At 42.5% G+C, this 20,750-nt stretch carries 11 protein-coding genes; all 11 read left to right on the top strand.

Annotated features, from left to right (window positions below; all coding sequences use genetic code 11):
• Positions 1–18 precede the first annotated feature (18 nt).
• Positions 19–2,298 (top strand): GH92 family glycosyl hydrolase, encoded by a 2,280-nt coding sequence (locus DWW10_RS21935; RefSeq protein WP_022394492.1) that lies wholly within the window; start codon positions 19–21, stop codon positions 2,296–2,298.
• Positions 2,299–2,488: 190 nt separating this feature from the next.
• A complete protein-coding gene (locus DWW10_RS21930) occupies positions 2,489–5,833 on the top strand; it encodes a TonB-dependent receptor (RefSeq protein WP_022394491.1) in 3,345 nt (1,114 codons plus the stop codon).
• Positions 5,834–5,854: 21 nt separating this feature from the next.
• Positions 5,855–7,432 (top strand): RagB/SusD family nutrient uptake outer membrane protein, encoded by a 1,578-nt coding sequence (locus tag DWW10_RS21925; RefSeq protein WP_007666457.1) that lies wholly within the window; start codon positions 5,855–5,857, stop codon positions 7,430–7,432.
• Between the two features lie 14 nt (positions 7,433–7,446).
• Complete coding sequence (locus DWW10_RS21920) at positions 7,447–8,463, top strand: glycoside hydrolase family 18 (protein ID WP_022394490.1); 1,017 nt, start codon at positions 7,447–7,449, stop codon at positions 8,461–8,463.
• Between the two features lie 8 nt (positions 8,464–8,471).
• Positions 8,472–9,626 carry a DUF1735 and LamG domain-containing protein gene (locus DWW10_RS21915; protein WP_022394489.1) on the top strand — a complete coding sequence of 385 codons (1,155 nt, stop codon included), beginning with the start codon at positions 8,472–8,474 and terminating at the stop codon, positions 9,624–9,626.
• A 30-nt stretch (positions 9,627–9,656) separates the two neighbouring features.
• The gene (locus tag DWW10_RS21910) at positions 9,657–11,630 is read left to right on the top strand and encodes a BT_3987 domain-containing protein (RefSeq protein ID WP_022394488.1); all 1,974 of its coding nucleotides are present in this window, start codon (positions 9,657–9,659) and stop codon (positions 11,628–11,630) included.
• Between the two features lie 149 nt (positions 11,631–11,779).
• Positions 11,780–13,786: a glycoside hydrolase family 97 protein gene (locus tag DWW10_RS21905; RefSeq protein ID WP_022394487.1), complete on the top strand. Its 2,007-nt coding sequence runs from the start codon at positions 11,780–11,782 to the stop codon at positions 13,784–13,786.
• Between the two features lie 26 nt (positions 13,787–13,812).
• Positions 13,813–16,080, top strand: a complete 2,268-nt coding sequence (locus DWW10_RS21900; RefSeq protein ID WP_022394486.1) for a GH92 family glycosyl hydrolase — start codon at positions 13,813–13,815, stop codon at positions 16,078–16,080.
• Between the two features lie 24 nt (positions 16,081–16,104).
• Positions 16,105–17,415: an MFS transporter gene (locus DWW10_RS21895; RefSeq protein ID WP_022394485.1), complete on the top strand. Its 1,311-nt coding sequence runs from the start codon at positions 16,105–16,107 to the stop codon at positions 17,413–17,415.
• Positions 17,416–17,442: 27 nt separating this feature from the next.
• Positions 17,443–18,414 carry a glycoside hydrolase family 130 protein gene (locus DWW10_RS21890; RefSeq protein ID WP_022394484.1) on the top strand — a complete coding sequence of 324 codons (972 nt, stop codon included), beginning with the start codon at positions 17,443–17,445 and terminating at the stop codon, positions 18,412–18,414.
• Positions 18,415–18,440: 26 nt separating this feature from the next.
• A complete protein-coding gene (locus tag DWW10_RS21885; RefSeq protein ID WP_022394483.1) occupies positions 18,441–20,693 on the top strand; it encodes a GH92 family glycosyl hydrolase in 2,253 nt (750 codons plus the stop codon).
• Positions 20,694–20,750 lie beyond the last annotated feature (57 nt).

Below are 20,750 nucleotides of genomic sequence, written 5' to 3'. Positions count from 1 at the left end.
TCTTATAAATATAATAGTATGAGAAAGCTGCTTTTATCAATGTGCTTTTTGGGCTGTGCTCTCTGGGCGCAGGCTAAAGATTTAACACAATACGTTAACCCGCTGATGGGTACGTTATCCAGTTTCGAACTATCTACAGGTAATACATACCCTGCTATCGCACGTCCATGGGGTATGAATTTCTGGACTCCTCAAACAGGAAAAATGGGAGATGGTTGGCAGTATGTATATACCGCCCATAAAATCCGTGGTTTTAAACAAACCCACCAACCCAGTCCCTGGATTAATGACTACGGTCAGTTTTCTATCATGCCGGTAGTAGGCAAACCCGAATTTAATGAAGATAAGCGTGCCAGTTGGTTCTCTCATAAAGGAGAAGTTGCATTACCTCATTATTATAAGGTGTATCTTGCTGAACACGATGTCGTGACGGAGTTTACTCCCACTGAACGTGCTGTTTTATTCCGTTTTACTTTTCCGGAGAATGAACATTCATATATTGTAGTGGATGCTTTCGACAAAGGATCTTATATTAAAATTATTCCTGAACAAAATAAGATTATCGGATATACAACCCGTAACAGTGGTGGAGTGCCCGATAACTTCAAGAACTACTTTGTCATTGAGTTCGACAAGCCTTTCACTTATCAGGCTTCTGTTGCCGATGGCGTTTTGACAGAGAATCAAAAAGAACAGAAGGCCGGACATGCAGGTGCAATTATTGGTTTTAAAACCCGTAAAGGAGAAATCGTGCATGCTCGTGTAGCCTCTTCCTTTATCGGTTTTGAGCAGGCAGACAGAAACTTGAAAGAGCTTGGAAACGATAGTTTTGATACTTTGGTTCAGAAAGGGCAAGATGCCTGGAACGAGGTATTGGGTAAAATAGAAGTGGATGGTGGTAATCTTGATCAGTATCGTACTTTTTATTCTTGTCTGTATCGTTCGGTACTTTTCCCCCGTGCTTTTTATGAATTTGATGAGGCGGGCAATCCTGTTCATTATAGTCCTTACAATGGTCAGGTATTACCTGGATATATGTATACGGATACCGGCTTCTGGGATACTTTCCGTTGCCTGTTCCCTTTCCTCAACCTGATGTATCCTTCGGTAAACAAACAAATCCAGGAAGGTCTCGTCAATACATATAAGGAAAGCGGTTTCTTCCCTGAATGGGCTAGCCCGGGACATCGCGGTTGTATGATTGGTAATAACTCTGCTTCTGTATTGGCTGATGCCTATCTGAAAGGGGTTAAAGTGGATGATGTGGCTACCTTGTATGAAGGACTTATTCATGGCACAAAGAATGTACATCCGGAAGTTTCTTCTACCGGACGTCTCGGTCATGAATATTATAATGAATTAGGTTATGTTCCTTATGACGTAAAGATCAATGAGAATGCTGCCCGTACTCTGGAATATGCTTATGATGACTGGTGTATCTATCAGATGGCAAAAGCGCTGGATCGTCCGAAGAAAGAGCAGAAACTTTTTGCTAATCGTGCTATGAACTATAAGAACGTGTTCGATAAGGAAAGCCTATTGATGCGTGGGCGTAATAAAGATGGGCAGTTCCAGGCACCTTTCTCTCCTTTGAAATGGGGAGATGCATTTACAGAAGGAAACAGCTGGCATTATTCCTGGTCTGTTTTCCATGATCCGCAAGGTCTGATCGATTTGATGGGTGGTGAAAAAGTATTTGTCGAAATGTTGGATTCTGTGTTTATTGTTCCTCCTATCTTCGATGACAGCTATTATGGACAGGTGATCCACGAAATACGTGAAATGACAGTGATGAATATGGGTAACTATGCGCATGGTAACCAGCCTATACAGCACATGATTTACATGTACAATTATGCCGGACAGCCTTGGAAAGCTCAATATTGGTTGCGTCAGGTGATGAACCGTATGTATACTCCCGGTCCTGATGGGTATTGTGGAGATGAAGACAATGGGCAGACTTCTGCCTGGTATGTGTTCTCAGCATTAGGTTTCTATCCGGTTTGTCCGGGAACCGATGAATATGTTCTCGGTGCTCCTTTGTTCAAGAAAACTACACTTCATCTGGAGAATGGTCGTTCATTGGTCATTGATGCAGCAAACAATAGTTCTGAAAATATGTATATTGAATCGCTTCGCCTGGATGGAGATGAATATACGAAGAATTATGTGAAACACGAAGACCTGTTGAAGGGGGGTGTCCTGAAATTTGATATGGGTAATAAGCCCAACTTGCAGAGAGGAATACATCCGGAAGATTATCCATATTCTTTCTCTAATGAAATAAAAAAGAAGTAAGGGCTGAAGTTAATAATGTAAGAAAGAAGGGAATAGGAATTAAAACTATTCCCTTTTTTGTTTTAATGAAAAAAAATATCATTTTGTAGTAAGTGTATTTTTAGCGACTGTTGTTTTATATATGAAAGTCGGGGGAAAGGGTCTCCTGACAGATTAAAATTAACCAATGTGTAACCTTTAAACTTTGTTTATGGACAACAATCATGCTTTTCAAAGTTCGAAATTTCTACGGGCTTTATTAGTCTTGTTCTTCATGACTGTATCAGTCCAGTGGACTTTTGCCCAACTGAATTTGAACATGTCTCGCACGACATTAGGTACGGTCATCGAACAAATCAAAACTCAATCCAAGTATCAATTTTTTTATGACGACAAACTTGCTGCTACGGCAGTGGAAAAAGTCGATGTGAAGAATGCATCTATCGAAGATGCCTTGACTGCTATTCTTAAAGGGAAAAATATTTCTTTTAAAGTAGAAGATAACATCGTTTATCTTTCAGAGAAGCCTCAATCAGGACAAGAAGGTACCCAACAAGGAAAAGAACGTACGATAACCGGTCAGGTATCGGACGATATGGGACCTCTGATTGGTGTCAACGTATTGGTGAAAGGTACCAGTGTTGGCTGTATCACCGATTTTGACGGTAATTTTACGCTGACCACAACAGAAGCAAATCCTGTAATTCAATTCTCTTATGTCGGTTATAAAACACAGGAGATTGCAGCAAAGGAACAGAGTGTTATCAACCTGATGATGGAGAGCGATTCTCAACTGGTAGAAGAGGTGGTTGTAACGGCCTTGGGTATTAAACGTGCCACTAAAGCATTGAGTTACAATGTTCAGGAAATCAAGAGTGATGAACTGACCAGAGTGAAAGATGCTAACCTTGTAAACTCTTTGTCAGGTAAAGTGGCGGGTGTTACCATTAATGCCAGTTCCTCCGGTGTAGGTGGCGCCAGTAAAGTAGTGATGCGTGGTACGAAAGGTATTGACCAGTCCAGTAACGCTCTTTATGTGATCGATGGTGTACCTATGTTCAATCTTTCAGGTGAAGGTGGTCAGGAATTTGATTCTAAAGGTTCTTCGGAAGCGATTGCAGATATAAATCCGGAAGACATCGAATCTATGTCTGTACTGACGGGTGCTGCCGCTGCCGCTTTGTATGGTAGTCACGCTGCCAATGGTGCTATTGTTATTACAACTAAGAAAGGTAAGGAAGGGCGTCTGAGTTTGACTGTATCACAGAATACTGAATTTCTCCGCCCGTTTGTTACTCCTAATTTTCAGAATTCCTATGGTACAGGCGATCTGCTGTCCAGTGCAGGCTCTGTAGAAAAAAGCTGGGGTAATAAATTGAACCCTTCCAATTACATGGGATATGATCCGATCAATGACTTCCTGAGAACAGGTGTGGTAGCTACCGAAACCGTTTCTTTATCTACAGGTACGGAAAAGAATCAGACCTACTTCTCTGCGAGTGCTGTGAATTCTGTCGGTATGGTTCCGAATAACGATTATGACCGTTATAATTTTACTTTCCGCAACACTACTTCTTTCCTGAATGATAAGATGACACTGGATGTAAGTGCTTCTTATATCAAGCAGAAAGACCAGAACATGGTGAATCAGGGTACTTACTCCAATCCGTTGGTTACAGCTTATTTGTTCCCTCGTGGTGACGACTGGAATGAGATTAAGATGTACGAACGCTGGGATACTTCCCGCAACATCTATACACAATATTGGCCACAGGGTATCGATACTTTTACAGGACAAAATCCGTACTGGATTGCTTATCGTAACCTGCGTGAGAATAATAAGGACCGTTATATGCTGAGCGGTAGCTTGAGCTATAAGATTTTAGATTGGTTGAGTGTATCGGGTCGTGTGCGTGTGGATAACTCTGCAAGTACTTATACGGAAAAGCTTTATGCTACAAGTAATACTACATTGGCCGAAGGCTCTAACAACGGTTTGTATGGTATTTCTAATACGAATGACAAGCAAACTTATGCTGATATCATGTTGAACATCAATAAAAACTTTGGTGAAAATCTTACTTTCCAAGCTAATATTGGTGCTTCTTTATCGGATATGCAACAAGATGTACTGCAAAATCGTGGTCCTATCAGTGAAGACGGTATTCCTAACGTTTTCAATGTATTCCAGTTGGATGACAGTAAGACAAAACGTACGCAGTCAGGTTTTCATGATCAGACTCAGTCTGTTTTTGCCAGTCTTGAATTAGGATATAAGAGTACTTATTACCTGACTTTGACCGGACGTTCTGACTGGCCTTCACAATTGGCTGGTCCTAACTCTACTCAGAGTGCATTCCTTTATCCTTCAGTCGGTGGTTCTGTTATTTTGTCCGAGTTACTGAAATTGCCACAACAGATTTCTTTCCTGAAGGTACGCGGCTCATTTGCATCTGTGGGTCTTCCTTTCCCGCGTTTCCTGGCCAACCCTACTTATTCATGGGATAACTCCAATAAGGTTTGGCAATCCAAACGTAACTATCCGATGTATAATCTGAAACCGGAAAGAACAGATTCATGGGAAGTAGGTCTTACTGCCCGTTTCCTGAATCATTTTAATCTGGATTTGGCTTTGTATACTACTAAAACTTATAATCAGACGTTTGACCCTAAGATTTCCGTATCTTCCGGTTACTCAACATTGTATGTGCAGACGGGTAGCGTACGAAATAAGGGTGTTGAATTAGGATTAGGTTACTCTAATGAATGGGGTAAATTTAAATGGTCCAGCAATTACGTATTCAGTACCAATAAGAATGAAATTCTTGAACTGCTGGAAAACTATGTGCATCCTGAAACCGGCACTGTCATCACCAAAGAACGCTTGGATGTAGGTGGTATGGGACAGGCTCGTTTCATTTTGAAGAAAGGTGGCTCTCTGGGTGATCTCTATTCTACTGCCGACCTGCAACGTGATAGTAACGGCAATATTCTGGTAGATCAGAATGGTAGTGTGACTGCTAACTATAATGCAGAAGATATTAAATTGGGTAGTGTATTTGCAAAATGCAATATGTCGTGGAGAAATGATTTCAGCTGGAAGAACCTGAATTTTGGTTTCATGCTCTCTGCACGTATTGGTGGTATTGTTTACTCTGCTACACAGGCTGCTATGGATATGTATGGTGTTTCTGAGTCAACAGAAATTGCGCGTAATCAAGGTGGTGTTTATGTGAATGGAACGGACTTGGTAAATGCACAGAAATGGTATACTACTATCGGTTCTCAGTCCGGTATTCCACAATATTATACTTACAGTGCTACTAACCTGCGTCTCCAGGAGGCTAGTGTCGGTTATACTATTCCAAGAGATAAGCTTTGGAATGTGGCTGACGTGACCGTATCTCTGGTAGGCCGTAACTTACTGATGCTTTATTGTAAAGCTCCGTTCGATCCGGAAGCAGTAGCTTCTACCGGTAACTATTATCAGGGTATTGACAACTTTATGACGCCGAGTGCACGTAGCTTAGGATTCAATGTAAGATTTAAGTTCTAACAGATTAAAGAAAGAAAAACAATGAGAAAATCAATTATAAAATTCGCTTTATGCGGTGGAATGTTAGCTGGCATGTTGGCATCTTGCACAGGTGATTATATGGATTATAATACCAATCCGTATGAAGCAACCAAAGACCAGATGGACCGTGATGCCTACTTGACCCGTTCGGCATTGACAGGTATGCAGGGATATGTCATCCCTACGGATGTACTTCTTAATCAGTTTCTGGAGGCCCTTTTGGGTGGACCTTATGGTGGCTATCTGGCGGAATCCAATTCCGGTTTCACGAACCGTTTCTCCAACTACAACCAATCTCAGGACTGGGTAGGTAAATTATATAAAGATGTTATTCCTAATGTGTATGCTAACTATGCACAGTTGGAAGCTGCAACAGAAGACCCCGTTTATTTGTCAGTAGGAAAAGTTGTAAAGGTAGCAGCTATCTTGCGTGTTACAGATGGATACGGTCCTATTCCTTATTCCCAGTTGGGAGCCAATGGTGACCTGACTGCTCCGCTGGATACTCAGAAGAAAGTTTATGAGACTATGTTGAATGAACTGGATGAGGCAGTGACTGCATTATTACCACATCGTACGGAAACTTTTTCATCCAAAGCTGATAAGGTTTATAGTGGTAAAGTGGAAAACTGGATAAAATTGGCGAATTCTTTGAAATTGCGTATGGCTATGCGTATGGTATATGTAGATTCTACTACGGCGCAAGCTAAAGCGGTGGAAGCTGTTGACTCAGAAAGAGGAGGTGTGTTTACATCGAATGATGATAATGCAACCATTCAGGCTACTACTAATCCATTCAGAGTTATTATGTACGAATATAATGGTGGTGACTCTCGTATTGCGGCAGATATTACTGCCTATATGAATGGCTACAAAGATCCTCGTCGTGAAAAATATTTTGTAGAATCTACCTTTACAACAGCCGATGGAGTGAAGAACGGTTATCATGGTATTCGTTTGGGAACTGAACCGCTTCCGAGTGAAACAGCTCATAAGTATTCTAACATGAATGTTGAAGCCAATACGAAACTTGTTTGGATGACTGCTGCTGAAGTTGCCTTCCTGCGTGCCGAAGGTGCATTGCGTGGTTGGAACATGGGTGGAACTGCAGAAAGTTTTTATAAGAAAGGCGTAGAGTTATCATTCAGTCAATGGGGGGCTTCCGGTGCGGATGCTTATCTGGAAGATGGTAGTAGTTTACCCGATCTGTATAAAGATCCTCTGGGAACTTATAGTTATAACGGTTCTCAGCCGACTATTACGATTAAGTATGATAATAGCGCCGTCTTTGAAACAAATCTGGAACGTATAATTACCCAGAAATGGATCGCCATATTCCCGTTGGGTAACGAAGCATGGGCTGAATTCCGTCGTACGGGTTACCCGCGCTTGATGACTGCTGCCGTTAATAAAAACAAGGCGGAAGTTCCCGAAGGTACTTTCCCACGCCGCTTGCCTTATCCGCAGGATGAGTACAAGGACAATGGTACGAATGTGCAGAATGCTCTGCAAGATTTGAAACCTGCGAACGATAGAATGTCTTCCAAAGTATGGTGGGACTGCAACCCTAACATCTAATAAAGAAAAGAATTATGAAAAATAAAATGAAAAATATATTCATCGTAGCTTCCTGCTTCGCTGCCATAACCTGTTTCAGCGCATGCGACGACTGGACGGAAGTAGAGAATGTGAATATCAATACTCCCGGAATAGAGGAACAAGATCCGGCTGCGTATGCCAAATATCTGCAAAATCTGGTAGCCTATAAAAATTCGGACCATAAGGTTGTATATGCCTGGTTCGACAATAGCGAGAAAACGCCGTTCAGTCGTGGACAGCATATCGCTGATGCTCCTGACAGTTTAGACGTAATTTCCATGATGTATCCGGCAGAACTGGCTGATTTTGAATTAGCTGATATGCAAACTGTACATGCTAAGGGTACCAAGGTGGTATATACTATCAGTTTTGATAAGATTCAAAAAGAATATACTGAAAAAGTAAAGGAAGGTACGGAAACCGGATCTTTCGATACTTATCTGAAGTCAGAAATGGACAAACAGATTGGTTATGCAGGGAGCTTCGATGGTATGATTACTGAATATAAGGGAAATAATCCTATTTATATGTCTGCCGAACAAAAAGCGGAGGCAAAGAAATATCAGGATATTTTTTTCAGCGCTGTTTCAACCTGGAAAACTGCTAATGCAGATAAGTTGCTGACATTTCAGGGATATCCGGAAAATCTGATTGAGCAGACCGTTTTGACTGATTGTAAGCACATCATCCTGGCTACGGATAATGTAACGGATGATGCACAGTTATCGGTATTTGCCCGTTTGGCCATGGCTGCTGCAGGTGTTCCGACTGATCGTTTCGTAGTTGCAGTTTCCACAGCTTCACTGGATGCATCTGATAAGCAAACCGGGTTCTACGGTACCGACCGGGCGCTTACAGAAGCAGCTTATTGGACTACGGAACCATCAGATGGCTATACCCGTGCCGGATTGGCTATCTATAATGTTCAGAATGACTATTACAATGCTACTAACACATACCAGTATGTGAAAGAGGCTATTAATATTATGAACCCTGCTCCTAAAAAATAAATCAAGCTATGAAATTAAAAAACTTATACTTACTATCGATCACATTGCTGTCTGTAGCTTTGGCGGCTTGTAGTGATGATACTGAAACGTTTGATAACCAAGTGTATGTAGATGCTTCGGTGAAGACTAGTAATGTTTTACTGAAGAATACGATTCCTTCTGCGGAAGGTGAATTCAGGGTTGCTATGGCTAAGCCGGAAAATGCAGATGTAACTATTTCCTTGAAAGCTGAACCTGCGTTGGTTGATACTTATAATGCTGCATTTTATGATAATGCTGAGGCTTTGCCGAGTAAGCACTATACATTGGAAACTCCACAGACCGTGATTCCTGCCGGATCCGTTCTTTCAGAAAAAGTCACATTGAAATTTGGTAATCTGACAGAGCTGGATGCTGAAAAAGTATATGTGTTACCTGTAACCATTGATCAGGCTAACGTAGGTATTCTGCAAAGTGCCCGTACCATGTATTACGTATTTAAAGGTGCTGCACTTATCAATGTAGTAGCTGATCTTACTAAGAATCTTGTATACGTAAATTGGGGTACACCTGAAAAGGCAAATGGTTTACGGAAGATGACTGTGGAAGTATTAGTGAATCCCAGCAAGCTCGATAAAGCTATCAGTACAGTTCTGGGTATTGAAGGATATTTCCTGCTCCGTTTCGGAGATACTGCGCCGGCAAAGAATTGTTTGCAGATTGTAGGTCCTGGAGATAAGAAGATAAATTCAGAAGATCTGACTGTGGCTACCGGTGAATGGACACATATTGCTGTGACTTATGATGCTGATGCTCAAAAAGTGATAGCCTATTTCAATGGCGTGAATAAATTGGAAGCGACAGCGAATTGGGGAGCATTGGATTTGGGAAAGACCAAAACTGATGAGGGTGATGGTTTCTGGATTGGTCACTCTTATAACCGTGATCGTTGGTTTGATGGTGAAATGTCCGAATGCCGTATTTGGAATAAAGTTTTAACTCAGGAGGAGATTAATGCAAAGAATCATTTCTACCAGGTAGAACCGGGTGCGGAAGGACTGGTTGCCTATTGGAAATTTGATGAAGGTGTAGGTACTTCAATAGCCGATTATAGCGGGAATGAGAATCACGCTACAGCGGTAGAATCGCTTACTTGGACTGCAGTAGAATTGCCTGCGAAATAAATTAAGTTATATTTTAAATAGATGTATATTATGAAATATATGAATCACATAAAATTAGGCTTGTTGGCAGTTACCTTTGCCTGTGCAGGAACTGTTTTCACAAGTTGTGAAGATGACATTACGATCAATGCCGTTAATACAGAAAAGCTGGATACAGTGGACGGCGTATACGGTTATGTCAGATCAGCTGCCGGAGCACGCGAACTTACTTCGATTTCTCTCTTCGGGGATAAATCCGGTGCGGGACATCTTTATTTTGAATTGAGTAAAGCTGCTGAAAAAGACATAACGGTTACTTTCAAAGTAGATGCAACAGCGCTTGAGGCTTATAATGCTGCTCATGGTACATCTTATGCTATGTATCCTGCTGATAAATTGAGCTTGGCAAATGGTGGTACGGCAACTGTTAAAACCGGAGAGAAAAAGTCCGGTGCAGTAGAGTTAACTATTAATGCCGGAGGTTCAATCGGTTCAACCTATGCAGTAGCTGTTTCAGCTACTGCAAATGATGGAGTGGCTGTTTCTGCTAATAATCAGACTTATATTTATCTGGTGAAGCCATTGGCGGCTGTGCCTGATTCTAAAAAGGGAGATGTACGTACTCTCTGTTTTGTGGAAGTGAATGATGAAAATATCCTGAATTGTGGTGAATACGTAATGAAGGAAAGTGGAAAACCGTTCTTTGATGTAGTTAGTATCTTTGCTGCCAACATCAATGTGGATAGTGAAAGCGGCCGTGTGCATATTCATTGTAACGATCAGGTATCTTTCCTGTTGAAAAATGCAGATAAATTCATCCGTCCTTTGCAGGCTAAAGGTATCAAAGTCAATATGAGTATCTTGGGTAATCATGATGAAGCCGGTATGGGTAACTTATCGCAGGCTGCTGCGGCTGATTTTGCCAAAGAATTGAAAGCATTTGTCGATATTTATGGTTTGGACGGTATTGATTTTGATGACGAGTATACAGACTACAAAGAGAATCCGAGTCCGGGCTTCGAGCAACGTTCCCGTGAGAATTACTGCCGCTTAATCAGCGAATGTCGTAAGGTGATGCCTGATAAATTGCTGGGTATTTATGAATATAAAAGTAATTTTGAGGATTCTCCAAGCGGAACTGTCGACGGTAAGTCTATTGGCGAGTTGGTAGATTATATGTGTTATGGAACTTATCAGAGATACGTCAAAGGACGCGAATCTAATTTCACCGGACTTCCCAAATCAAAGTATGGCCCTTATTCATTGAAGATTAATGAAGAATATAAAGGTGGCTGGACAAGTTTTAAAGAAGAAACGATTCAGGACCTGAAAGATGCCGGATATGGTTTGCAGGTATTCTATAACCCGAAACCACAATTGTATTCTTATGATTATTATTTCACAGCTGTAAGTAAGATTCTGTTCAATGATGAGGTAGAATGGAGTGGCAAGTATTATGGAAGGACGGACTTTACGGCTTCAACAGGGGTTAAGTCTAACTATGAAGCTTATCTGGGTGAATGGCAAGTAGCTTCTACCAGTTCTTTATTCTTCTTTACGCCTCCCGAAGGTGGTAATGGCTGGTGGGATTATAATGGAGATCAGACATTTGATATTCGTATTGAGGCTAAAGAGGATGGTAAGACTTACTATATCTATGGTTGGGGAGAATATCCTGAAGTAACCAATAAATATCCTTTGGTAGCTGAATTTGATTCCAATAATGGTAACTTTACTATTTCCATGCCTCAGGTTATTCATGAAGGTGATACAGAGGATCCTGAAACATGGGAAATGAGATGGGGAACTTATAAGAATGGTAACCAGAATACTTGGAAATACGATACAAATACAACTGCTACGAAGGGAGCATTTGATCCACTTGGAAATCTGACTCTAACGGGTAGAGGCCAACGTTATGGCATATCTCTGTGCCGTATAGTAGATGGTACGGCAGAATTGCCGGAAGCATATTATGATGCTTATTATCATCCTGGTGCTAATTATAACCTGACTAAAAAGTAAGCTTTTGGCTTTTTAAAAGAGAATGTCTCAAATAATCATGCTATTTTATGTATCTTTGAGACATTCTCTTAACTATCTTGCTGACCGATAACTTCGGACACATGAATTCTGGTGAAACATATTTCCGATAACAAAATAATGAATCGAATATGAGAATACATTTTATTTATTTTATTGTAATTATTTGTCTGGCAAGTAGTTGCTCTTCTAAGCAAAAAGAGGTCTTTTCACCTGATGGTCGTATCAGGTTACAGTTTGTTCTGAATGACAGTAACCGTATGACCTACCAAATTGAAGTTGACAGTATTCCTTTTGTAGCTTCTTCCTGTTTGGGATTCGAAGCAGAGAATGGGATTAATCTTCATAAAGAATTCCGCATTGTAGATATTGATTTCACTACCCAGGATGAAACCTGGGCGCAACCTTGGGGAGAAAATAAAACCGTTCGCAACCACTACAATGAAATGACTGTTCACTTGTCTGATGCAGCTGCTACCAAACTGATTTTACGGTTTCGTGTATTCGATGATGGGGTAGGATTCCGCTACGAGTATGAAGTGTCCGGAGCAGACAGTCTTCTTATCACGGATGAGCTGACTGCGTTCAATATAGCACAGGATGGTACTTCATGGTCCATACCTGCCAATTATGATACTTATGAATTGCTATATCGTACGCAGCCTGTCAGCCGGATAGACAATGCCAATACTCCCATGACATTTAAGGCAGGCAATGTATATGCCAGCATTCACGAAGCAGCATTGACGGACTTCCCCGAGATGACATTGAAAAATACAGGTGGTTGCAAATTCAAGTCGGAACTGGCTCCTTGGCCTGATGGCATTAAAGTGCGGGTAAACGGTGGTGTTTTCAAGTCGCCTTGGCGTACCATACAGATTGCTCCGAAAGCTGTCGGTTTAATTAACTCCGGGCTTATACTGAATCTGAATGAGCCTTGTGTACTGGAAACTACGGATTGGATACGTCCAATGAAATATGTAGGTATCTGGTGGGGAATGCATCTGGGTGTAGAAAGCTGGGTGATAAATGACCGCCACGGTGCCACAACGGAGAATGCTAAACGGTATATTGACTTTGCAGCAGCCAACAACATTGAAGGAGTGATGTTTGAAGGCTGGAACGCCGGTTGGGAAAATTGGGGAGGCTCTCAGGACTTTGATTATACGCGTCCGTATGCTGACTTTGATATAAAGGAAATAGCCCGTTATGCTAAGGAAAAAGGAATTGAGATTATTGGACACCATGAAACGGGTGGCAACATAATCAATTATGAGAGACAACTGGATAAGTCTTATAAATGGTATGCTGACCTGGGTATTCATAGTGTGAAGACCGGTTATGCCGGCGGACTTCCCAATGGGCACAATCATCATGGGCAATACAATGTACGTCATTATCGTAAAGTGGTAGAGACTGCTGCAAAATATCATACCACTCTTGATGTACACGAACCAATCAAAGACACTGGTATCCGTCGTACATACCCCAATATGATGACTCGTGAGGGGGCCCGTGGCATGGAATGGAATGCCTGGAGCGAAGGCAATCCACCCGAACATCACGTGCTTTTGCCATTTACCCGCCTGTTGTCAGGACCAATGGACTATACTCCGGGAATCTTCGACATACTGTATGAGCGTGCTAAAAAGTCTCCTTATCGCAAGAAGTGGAATATGAAGGATAGTAAGGATTGCCGGATCAATTCTACGCTGGCGAAACAGATCGCTAACTGGGTGATACTTTATTCTCCTTTACAAATGGCTGCCGACATGATTGAGAATTACGAAGGACATCCTGCTTTTCAATTCTTCCGCGATTTTGATGCTGATTGTGACTGGTCGGAAGCGCTGGCAGGTGAGCCGGGAGAATATGTAGTCATAGTGCGCCGTGCAGGAGAAAAATATTTCCTGGGTGCAGCTACTAATGAAGACGCACGTGAGGTTACAGTCAAATTGGATTTTCTGGAAAAAGACAAGACTTACAGGGCTGTCATTTATGCTGATGGTAAAGAGGCTGACTGGATAACGAATCCTACGGCTTATGAGATTATAGAGAAGCAGGTGACTGCTGAAGACACTCTGTCTGTGGACATGGCAAGAGGTGGAGGACAAGCCATTACTTTTATGCCACTTTGATATGAATATGTAATACTATTAAGAATATGAAGAAAAACATGAAACTGAATTTTATGTTGATGAGTGGAGTGCTGTTATTCGGAATGTACAGTTGTACCCCGGGAGCGCAGGATTATTCATCATACGTTAATCCGTTTATCGGTACGGGAGGGCATGGACATACTTACCCTGGGGCTGTAGTTCCGAACGGAATGATACAACCCAGTCCCGACACACGCATTTATCAGTGGGATGCCTGTTCCGGATATTATTATGCAGATTCTACTATTAATGGGTTTTCGCATACCCATCTCAGCGGTACAGGTTGTGGAGACTATGGTGATGTATTGCTGATGCCTACCGTAGGCAAACAGGATTATCATGCAATGGGAGAAGAGAGCCAACAGATGGCTTATGCTTCTGCTTTCTCTCATGACAATGAAGTGGCACAACCGGGGTACTATTCAGTCTTTTTGGATCGTTATCAGGTAAAAGCCGAATTGACGGCTACCAAACGTGCAGCTATTCACCGCTATACTTTTCCGAAGGCGGAAGATGCCGGATTTATACTGGACCTGGATTACAGCCTGCAGCGTCAGAAGAATGAAGAGATGGAGTTGGAGGTAATCAGTGATACAGAAATACGAGGACGTAAGAAAACAGTATATTGGGCATTTGACCAGTATATCAATTTTTATGCGAAGTTTTCCAAACCTTTTACCTATACATTGGTAACTGACTCTATGGCATTGGATGAAGGTGGTCCACTTTTTCCGACAGCTAAGGCTTTGTTACAGTTCCAGACAGATAATAATGAGGAAGTTCTTGTGAAAGTCGGTGTTTCTGCTGTAGATATGGATGGGGCACGAAAGAATGTGGAGGCTGAAATACCTGAATGGGACTTTAACGGTGTGCGTAGTGCTGCCCGTGAATCATGGAATAATTATCTTGCCAAGATAGATATTGAAACCTCTGATAAGGATCAGCGAGTGATGTTTTATACTGCACTCTATCATACCGGTGTGCAACCTAATTTGTTTACAGATGCCGATGGACGCTATCTGGGTATGGATTTGAAACCTCATCAGGGCAGTGTGGAAGAGCCTGTCTATACCGTATTCTCTTTATGGGATACATTCAGAGCATATCATCCGTTGATGACAATTATCGATCCTGATTTAAATGAAGCCTTTATCCGTTCATTGATCCGGAAACAGCATGAGGGTGGTGTATATCCTATGTGGGAACTGGCCGGAAACTATACGGGAACAATGATAGGTTATCATGCTGCATCTATTATAGCTGATGCTTACACAAAAGGTTATCGTAATTTCGATGTGGAAGATGCATACAAGGCTTGCATCCGCGCTGCGGAATATGATACGACCGGTATATTATGTCCGCCGTTAGTATTGCCCCACCTGATGCCTCAAGCTAAATACTGGAAGAATAAAATAGGTTATGTGCCTTGCGACAAGGATAATGAATCGGTGGCAAAGGCGTTGGAATATGCTTATGATGACTGGTGTATTTCTGTGCTGGCAGATGCTATGGGAGATGAACCGAATGAGGAAAAATATGCAGCCTTTGCTAAGGGATACCAGGTTTATTTTGATGCTTCTACCCGTTTTATGCGCGGACTGGACAGTGAAGGTAACTGGCGTACTCCTTTCAATCCCCGTTCATCCAATCACCGTAGTGACGACTATTGCGAAGGTACAGCCTGGCAATGGACTTGGTTTGTGCCTCATGATATAGATGGATTAGTGGAACTGATGGGAGGACGTGATGCCTTTATCGGTAAACTGGATTCTTTGTTTATTGCCGATTCTGCTTTGGAGGGTGATATGGTTTCTGCTGATATCTCCGGTTTGATAGGACAATATGCACATGGCAATGAACCGAGCCATCATATTACTCATCTGTATAACTATGTGGATCAACCCTGGCGGACACAAGAGCTGGTGGATCAAGTATTACATACCCTTTATTTCAATGATCCGGACGGATTGTCGGGTAATGAGGATTGCGGACAGATGTCCGCGTGGTTCATTCTTAATTCTATGGGTTTCTATCAGGTATGTCCGGGTAAACCGGTTTATTCTATCGGTCGCCCATTATTCGAAAAATCTACCATTCAGTTGAAAGATGGCAAGACATTCACTGTCATAGCACATAATAACAGTCGCGAGAACAAGTATGTGCAGAGTATGGTACTGAATGGAAAGAAGTTGGATAAGCCTTTCTTTACGCATCAGGATATAGTAGATGGTGGTACGTTGGAACTGACGATGGGGAATGTTCCTCTGAAGTGAAGAAGAATGATTTAGTCAATAGGTATGAATCAAAATAGTCGTAATCCGATTTCCTGGGTACCCACCGTCTACTTTGCCATGGGGCTTCCCTTTGTTGTACTGAATATGGTGTCTGTGCTGATGTTCAAGGGATTGGGGATTGGTGATGCACAGATTGCTTTGTGGACATCACTGATTATGTTGCCTTGGACACTGAAATTCCTTTGGAGTCCGTTCTTGGAAATGTTCAAGACAAAGAAGTTCTTTGTGGTGCTGACACAATTGATTACCGGGGCAGGTTTTGCCCTGGTAGCATTGGCGTTGCATCTTCCGGCTTTCTTTGCCGTGTGTATTGCTTTGTTGGCGGTTATTGCTTTCAGCGGGGCGACACATGATGTTGCAACAGATGGCGTTTATATGTCGGAACTGAATAAGCAGGATCAGGCCAAGTATATCGGTTGGCAAGGTGCTTTCTATAATATTGCTAAGATTGTTGCATCCGGCGGACTGGTTTGGTTGGCAGGATGGTTGCTGAAATACTTCGGAGGAGTTCAGGGAGCGGAAGAAGCTGTTCGCCATGAAGCGACTGTGCAAGCATGGATGATGGTTATGTTGATTCTGGCTGTTGTAATGGTATTTCTGGGAGTATACCATATGCGTATGTTGCCTTCGGGAGGAACTGCAGCCACAGGCGCAGCGTCCGGCAGGGAAACTTGGAACCGGTTGGTGGAAGTTATCCGTGCTTTCTTTCAGAAGAAGCATATCTGGTATTATGTGGCATTTATCATTCTTTATCGTCTGGCCGAGGGTTTTGTCATGAAGATTGTTCCGTTGTTTTTAAAGGCGGAACGCTCTGTTGGAGGCTTGGGACTGGGAGAACAGGAGATCGGTCTGTATTATGGTACTTACGGGGCAGCTGCTTTTGTATTGGGATCCCTGTTGGCAGGTTATTACATCTCTCACAGAGGACTGAGCCGGACATTGTTTTCGTTGTGTTGTGTCTTCAACCTGCCGTTTCTGGCTTATACATTGCTGGCCATTTATCAGCCGGAGAATGGTATGCTGATAGGCGGTGCCATCGTGCTTGAATACTTCGGGTATGGTTTTGGATTCGTAGGTCTGACCCTGTTTATGATGCAGCAAGTGGCTCCCGGCAAACATCAGATGGCCCATTATGCTTTTGCTTCGGGTATCATGAATCTGGGAGTGATGCTTCCGGGATCTATCAGTGGTTTTGTCAGTGATGCGTTGGGATATAAGGCATTTTTTATTTTTACGATGTTTGCTACTATTCCGGCATTTCTGATCACTTATTTTGTACCATTCACCTATCCGGATGAAAAGAAGAATCAATGAAATATATAACTAATAAATAGAAGAATTATGAAACAGATGATGAATATGCCTTGGGAAGAACGCCCGGAAGGTTGCTCAGACGTAATGTGGCGTTACTCTAAAAACCCGGTTATCGGACGCTATCACATTCCGACTTCCAACAGTATTTTCAACAGTGCGGTAGTTCCGTTCGGAGATGGATTTGCCGGTGTCTTCCGTTGTGATAATAAGGCAGTGCAGATGAATATCTTTGCGGGCTTTAGTAAAGACGGAATCAATTGGGAAATAAACCATGAGCCTATCTGTTTCAAGGCGGGGAATACGGAGATGATAGAGTCCGAGTATAAATACGATCCGCGTGTCACCTGGATTGAAGACCGTTACTGGATAACCTGGTGTAATGGTTACCATGGACCTACTATCGGTATTGCATATACATTCGACTTCAAAGAATTCTTCCAGTGCGAAAATGCCTTTTTGCCTTTTAACCGTAACGGGGTACTTTTTCCGCAGAAGATAGATGGTAAATATGCTATGTTGAGCCGTCCGAGCGATAACGGTCATACACCGTTTGGAGATATTTACATCAGTTACAGTCCGGACATGAAATATTGGGGAGAACACCGTTGTGTGATGAAAGTTACCCCTTTCCCTGAAAGTGCATGGCAGTGTACGAAGATAGGTGCCGGTTCTGTACCGTTCCTTACTGAAGAGGGCTGGTTGATATTTTATCATGGGGTTATTACTACCTGCAACGGTTTCCGTTATTCTATGGGAGCGGCTATTCTTGATAAAGAAAATCCGGCAAAGGTATTGTATCGCACACGTCCGTACTTGCTTGCTCCTGCTGCTCCTTATGAATTGCAGGGAGATGTGCCCAATGTAGTATTTCCTTGTGCTTCTTTGCAGGATGGAGATAAAGTGGCAGTATATTATGGCGCTGCCGATACAGTTGTAGGTATGGCCTTTGGTTATATTTCGGAAATCATAGAATTTACGAAGAAGAACAGCATTATATAGTTAATCCCTTAAAGAATCAGTCGACTATGAAACGTATTTTATTGGCTTACACACTTTCTGCCCTTTGTCTGCTTCCGGCATTTGCCGGAGGTGGAGAGGGGGCTTTACCTATAAGCTATGTCAATCCTTTCATCGGTACCACCAACTTCGGAACTACTAATCCGGGAGCGGTCTGTCCCAATGGAATGATGTCCGTGGTTCCTTTCAATGTGATGGGATCGGAAGATAATAAGTATGATAAAGATGCCCGTTGGTGGTCTACTCCTTACGAGTATCACAATTGCTTTTTTACCGGATATTCGCATGTTAATCTAAGTGGTGTGGGGTGTCCTGAACTGGGTTCTTTGTTGCTGATGCCTACTACGGGTGAATTGTCCGTAGATTACAAGGAGTATGGAAGTCGTTATAAGGATGAACAGGCTTCTCCAGGGTATTACAGTAATTTCCTCACTCGTTATAATGTAAAGACTGAGGTGTCTGCCACGCCTCGTACTGGTGTTTCCCGCTTTACTTTTCCAGCCGGACAAAGTCATATTTTGCTGAATTTGGGTGAAGGCTTAACGAATGAAACTGGTGCTTTTCTGAAGCAGGTAAGCGATACCGAATTTGAAGGAGTGAAGTTATTGGGAACTTTCTGCTATAACCCCCAGGCAGTATTCCCTATCTATTTCGTAATGCGCGTCAACAAGCAACCGACGTCCAGTGGTTATTGGAAGAAACAACGCCCCATGACCGGCGTTGAAGCCGAATGGGACCCGGACAACGGACGTTATAAACTCTATACCCGTTACCGTAAAGAGATTGCTGGAGATGATATCGGTGCTTTTCTAACCTTCGACACAACGGAAGGTGAGCAGATAGAAGTCCAAATGGGAGTTTCTTTTGTCAGCATCGAAAATGCACGTCTGAACCTGGATACGGAACAGGGTGGAAAGAATTTTAGTCAAGTATTGGCTGATGCCCGTGCCAGTTGGAATGAGGACCTTTCGCGTATCCTTGTCGAAGGCGGAACGGAAGAACAGAAAACAGTCTTTTACACTGCCCTTTATCATACATTGATACATCCTAATATTTTGCAAGATGTTAACGGGCAATATCCTGCTATGGAAAGTTATGAAATACTGACTACGGATGGAGACCGTTATACCGTTTTTTCTTTGTGGGATACTTATCGTAATGTTCACCAACTCCTGACATTGGTTTATCCTGAGCGTCAGTTGCAAATGGTGCGTTCCATGCTCGATATGTATCGTGAACATGGTTGGCTCCCCAAATGGGAACTCTACGGACGTGAAACGTTAACTATGGAGGGCGACCCGTCTATTCCTGTCATCGTTGATACCTGGTTGAAAGGGTTGCGTGATTTTGATATCAATCTGGCTTATGAGGCTATGTATAAATCTGCCACTTTGCCCGGGGCTGAAAATTTATTGCGTCCGGATAATGACGATTATCTCTCATTGGGCTATGTTCCTCTGCGTGAGCAATATGATAATTCTGTCTCTCATGCATTGGAGTATTACATTGCAGACTATTCTCTTTCGCTTCTGGCAGATGCATTGGGCAAGAAAGAGGATGCCCGTCTTTTTTATAACCGTTCATTGGGCTATAAACACTATTATAGTAAAGAATTCGGCACTTTCCGTCCTATTTTGCCGGATGGTCAGTTCTATTCACCTTTCAATCCGAGACAGGGAGAGAATTTTGAACCGAATCCCGGTTTTCATGAAGGATGTGCCTGGAATTACAGTTTCTATGTTCCTCACGATGTGAAAGGACTTGCCCGTCTTATGGGTGGACAGAAACCTTTCATTGAAAAGCTTCAGCGTGTCTTTGATGATGGACTCTATGATCCCGCCAATGAACCCGACATTGCCTACGCTCATCTCTTTTCTTATTTCAAGGGAGAAGAATGGCGTACACAAAAGGAGACTCAACGGCTTTTGCAGAAGTATTTCAAGAATGCTCCCGATGGTATTCCCGGTAATGATGATACCGGTACGATGTCTACCTGGGCTATTTTCAACATGATAGGATTCTATCCCGACTGTCCCGGTGCTCCGTATTATACTCTTACTACGCCTGTATTCGATAAGGTGGTGATTCGCCTTGACCCTGAAATTTGGGGACGCGATAAACTGGTGATAGAAACTGAACGTCCTTCAGCGGAATCCTTATACATCCGTGAGATGGAATTAGGCGGAAAAAAATTATCCCGCTATCGTATCAGTCATGAAGAACTGGTAAAAGGTGGAACGCTGAGATTTATACTTCGGTAGTATAGAGAAAAGCTATGGTGGGGCTGTCCAAGGTGTTGGATAGCCCCTTTTTTGTGT

The sequence above is a fragment of the Bacteroides intestinalis genome (assembly GCF_003464595.1).
Classification (GTDB): Bacteria; Bacteroidota; Bacteroidia; order Bacteroidales; family Bacteroidaceae; genus Bacteroides; species Bacteroides intestinalis_A.
This window is presented reverse-complemented; position numbering and strand designations above follow the sequence as displayed.

Excerpts from the sequence above, each read along its gene's own strand:
- DWW10_RS21935 (WP_022394492.1), top strand. The coding sequence starts at position 19 with ATGAGAAAGCTGCTTTTATCAATGTGCTTTTTGGGCTGTGCTCTCTGG.
- DWW10_RS21930 (WP_022394491.1), top strand. The coding sequence starts at position 2,489 with ATGGACAACAATCATGCTTTTCAAAGTTCGAAATTTCTACGGGCTTTA.
- DWW10_RS21925 (WP_007666457.1), top strand. The coding sequence starts at position 5,855 with ATGAGAAAATCAATTATAAAATTCGCTTTATGCGGTGGAATGTTAGCT.
- DWW10_RS21920 (WP_022394490.1), top strand. The coding sequence starts at position 7,447 with ATGAAAAATAAAATGAAAAATATATTCATCGTAGCTTCCTGCTTCGCT.
- DWW10_RS21915 (WP_022394489.1), top strand. The coding sequence starts at position 8,472 with ATGAAATTAAAAAACTTATACTTACTATCGATCACATTGCTGTCTGTA.
- DWW10_RS21910 (WP_022394488.1), top strand. The coding sequence starts at position 9,657 with ATGAAATATATGAATCACATAAAATTAGGCTTGTTGGCAGTTACCTTT.
- DWW10_RS21905 (WP_022394487.1), top strand. The coding sequence starts at position 11,780 with ATGAGAATACATTTTATTTATTTTATTGTAATTATTTGTCTGGCAAGT.
- DWW10_RS21900 (WP_022394486.1), top strand. The coding sequence starts at position 13,813 with ATGAAGAAAAACATGAAACTGAATTTTATGTTGATGAGTGGAGTGCTG.
- DWW10_RS21895 (WP_022394485.1), top strand. The coding sequence starts at position 16,105 with ATGAATCAAAATAGTCGTAATCCGATTTCCTGGGTACCCACCGTCTAC.
- DWW10_RS21890 (WP_022394484.1), top strand. The coding sequence starts at position 17,443 with ATGAAACAGATGATGAATATGCCTTGGGAAGAACGCCCGGAAGGTTGC.
- DWW10_RS21885 (WP_022394483.1), top strand. The coding sequence starts at position 18,441 with ATGAAACGTATTTTATTGGCTTACACACTTTCTGCCCTTTGTCTGCTT.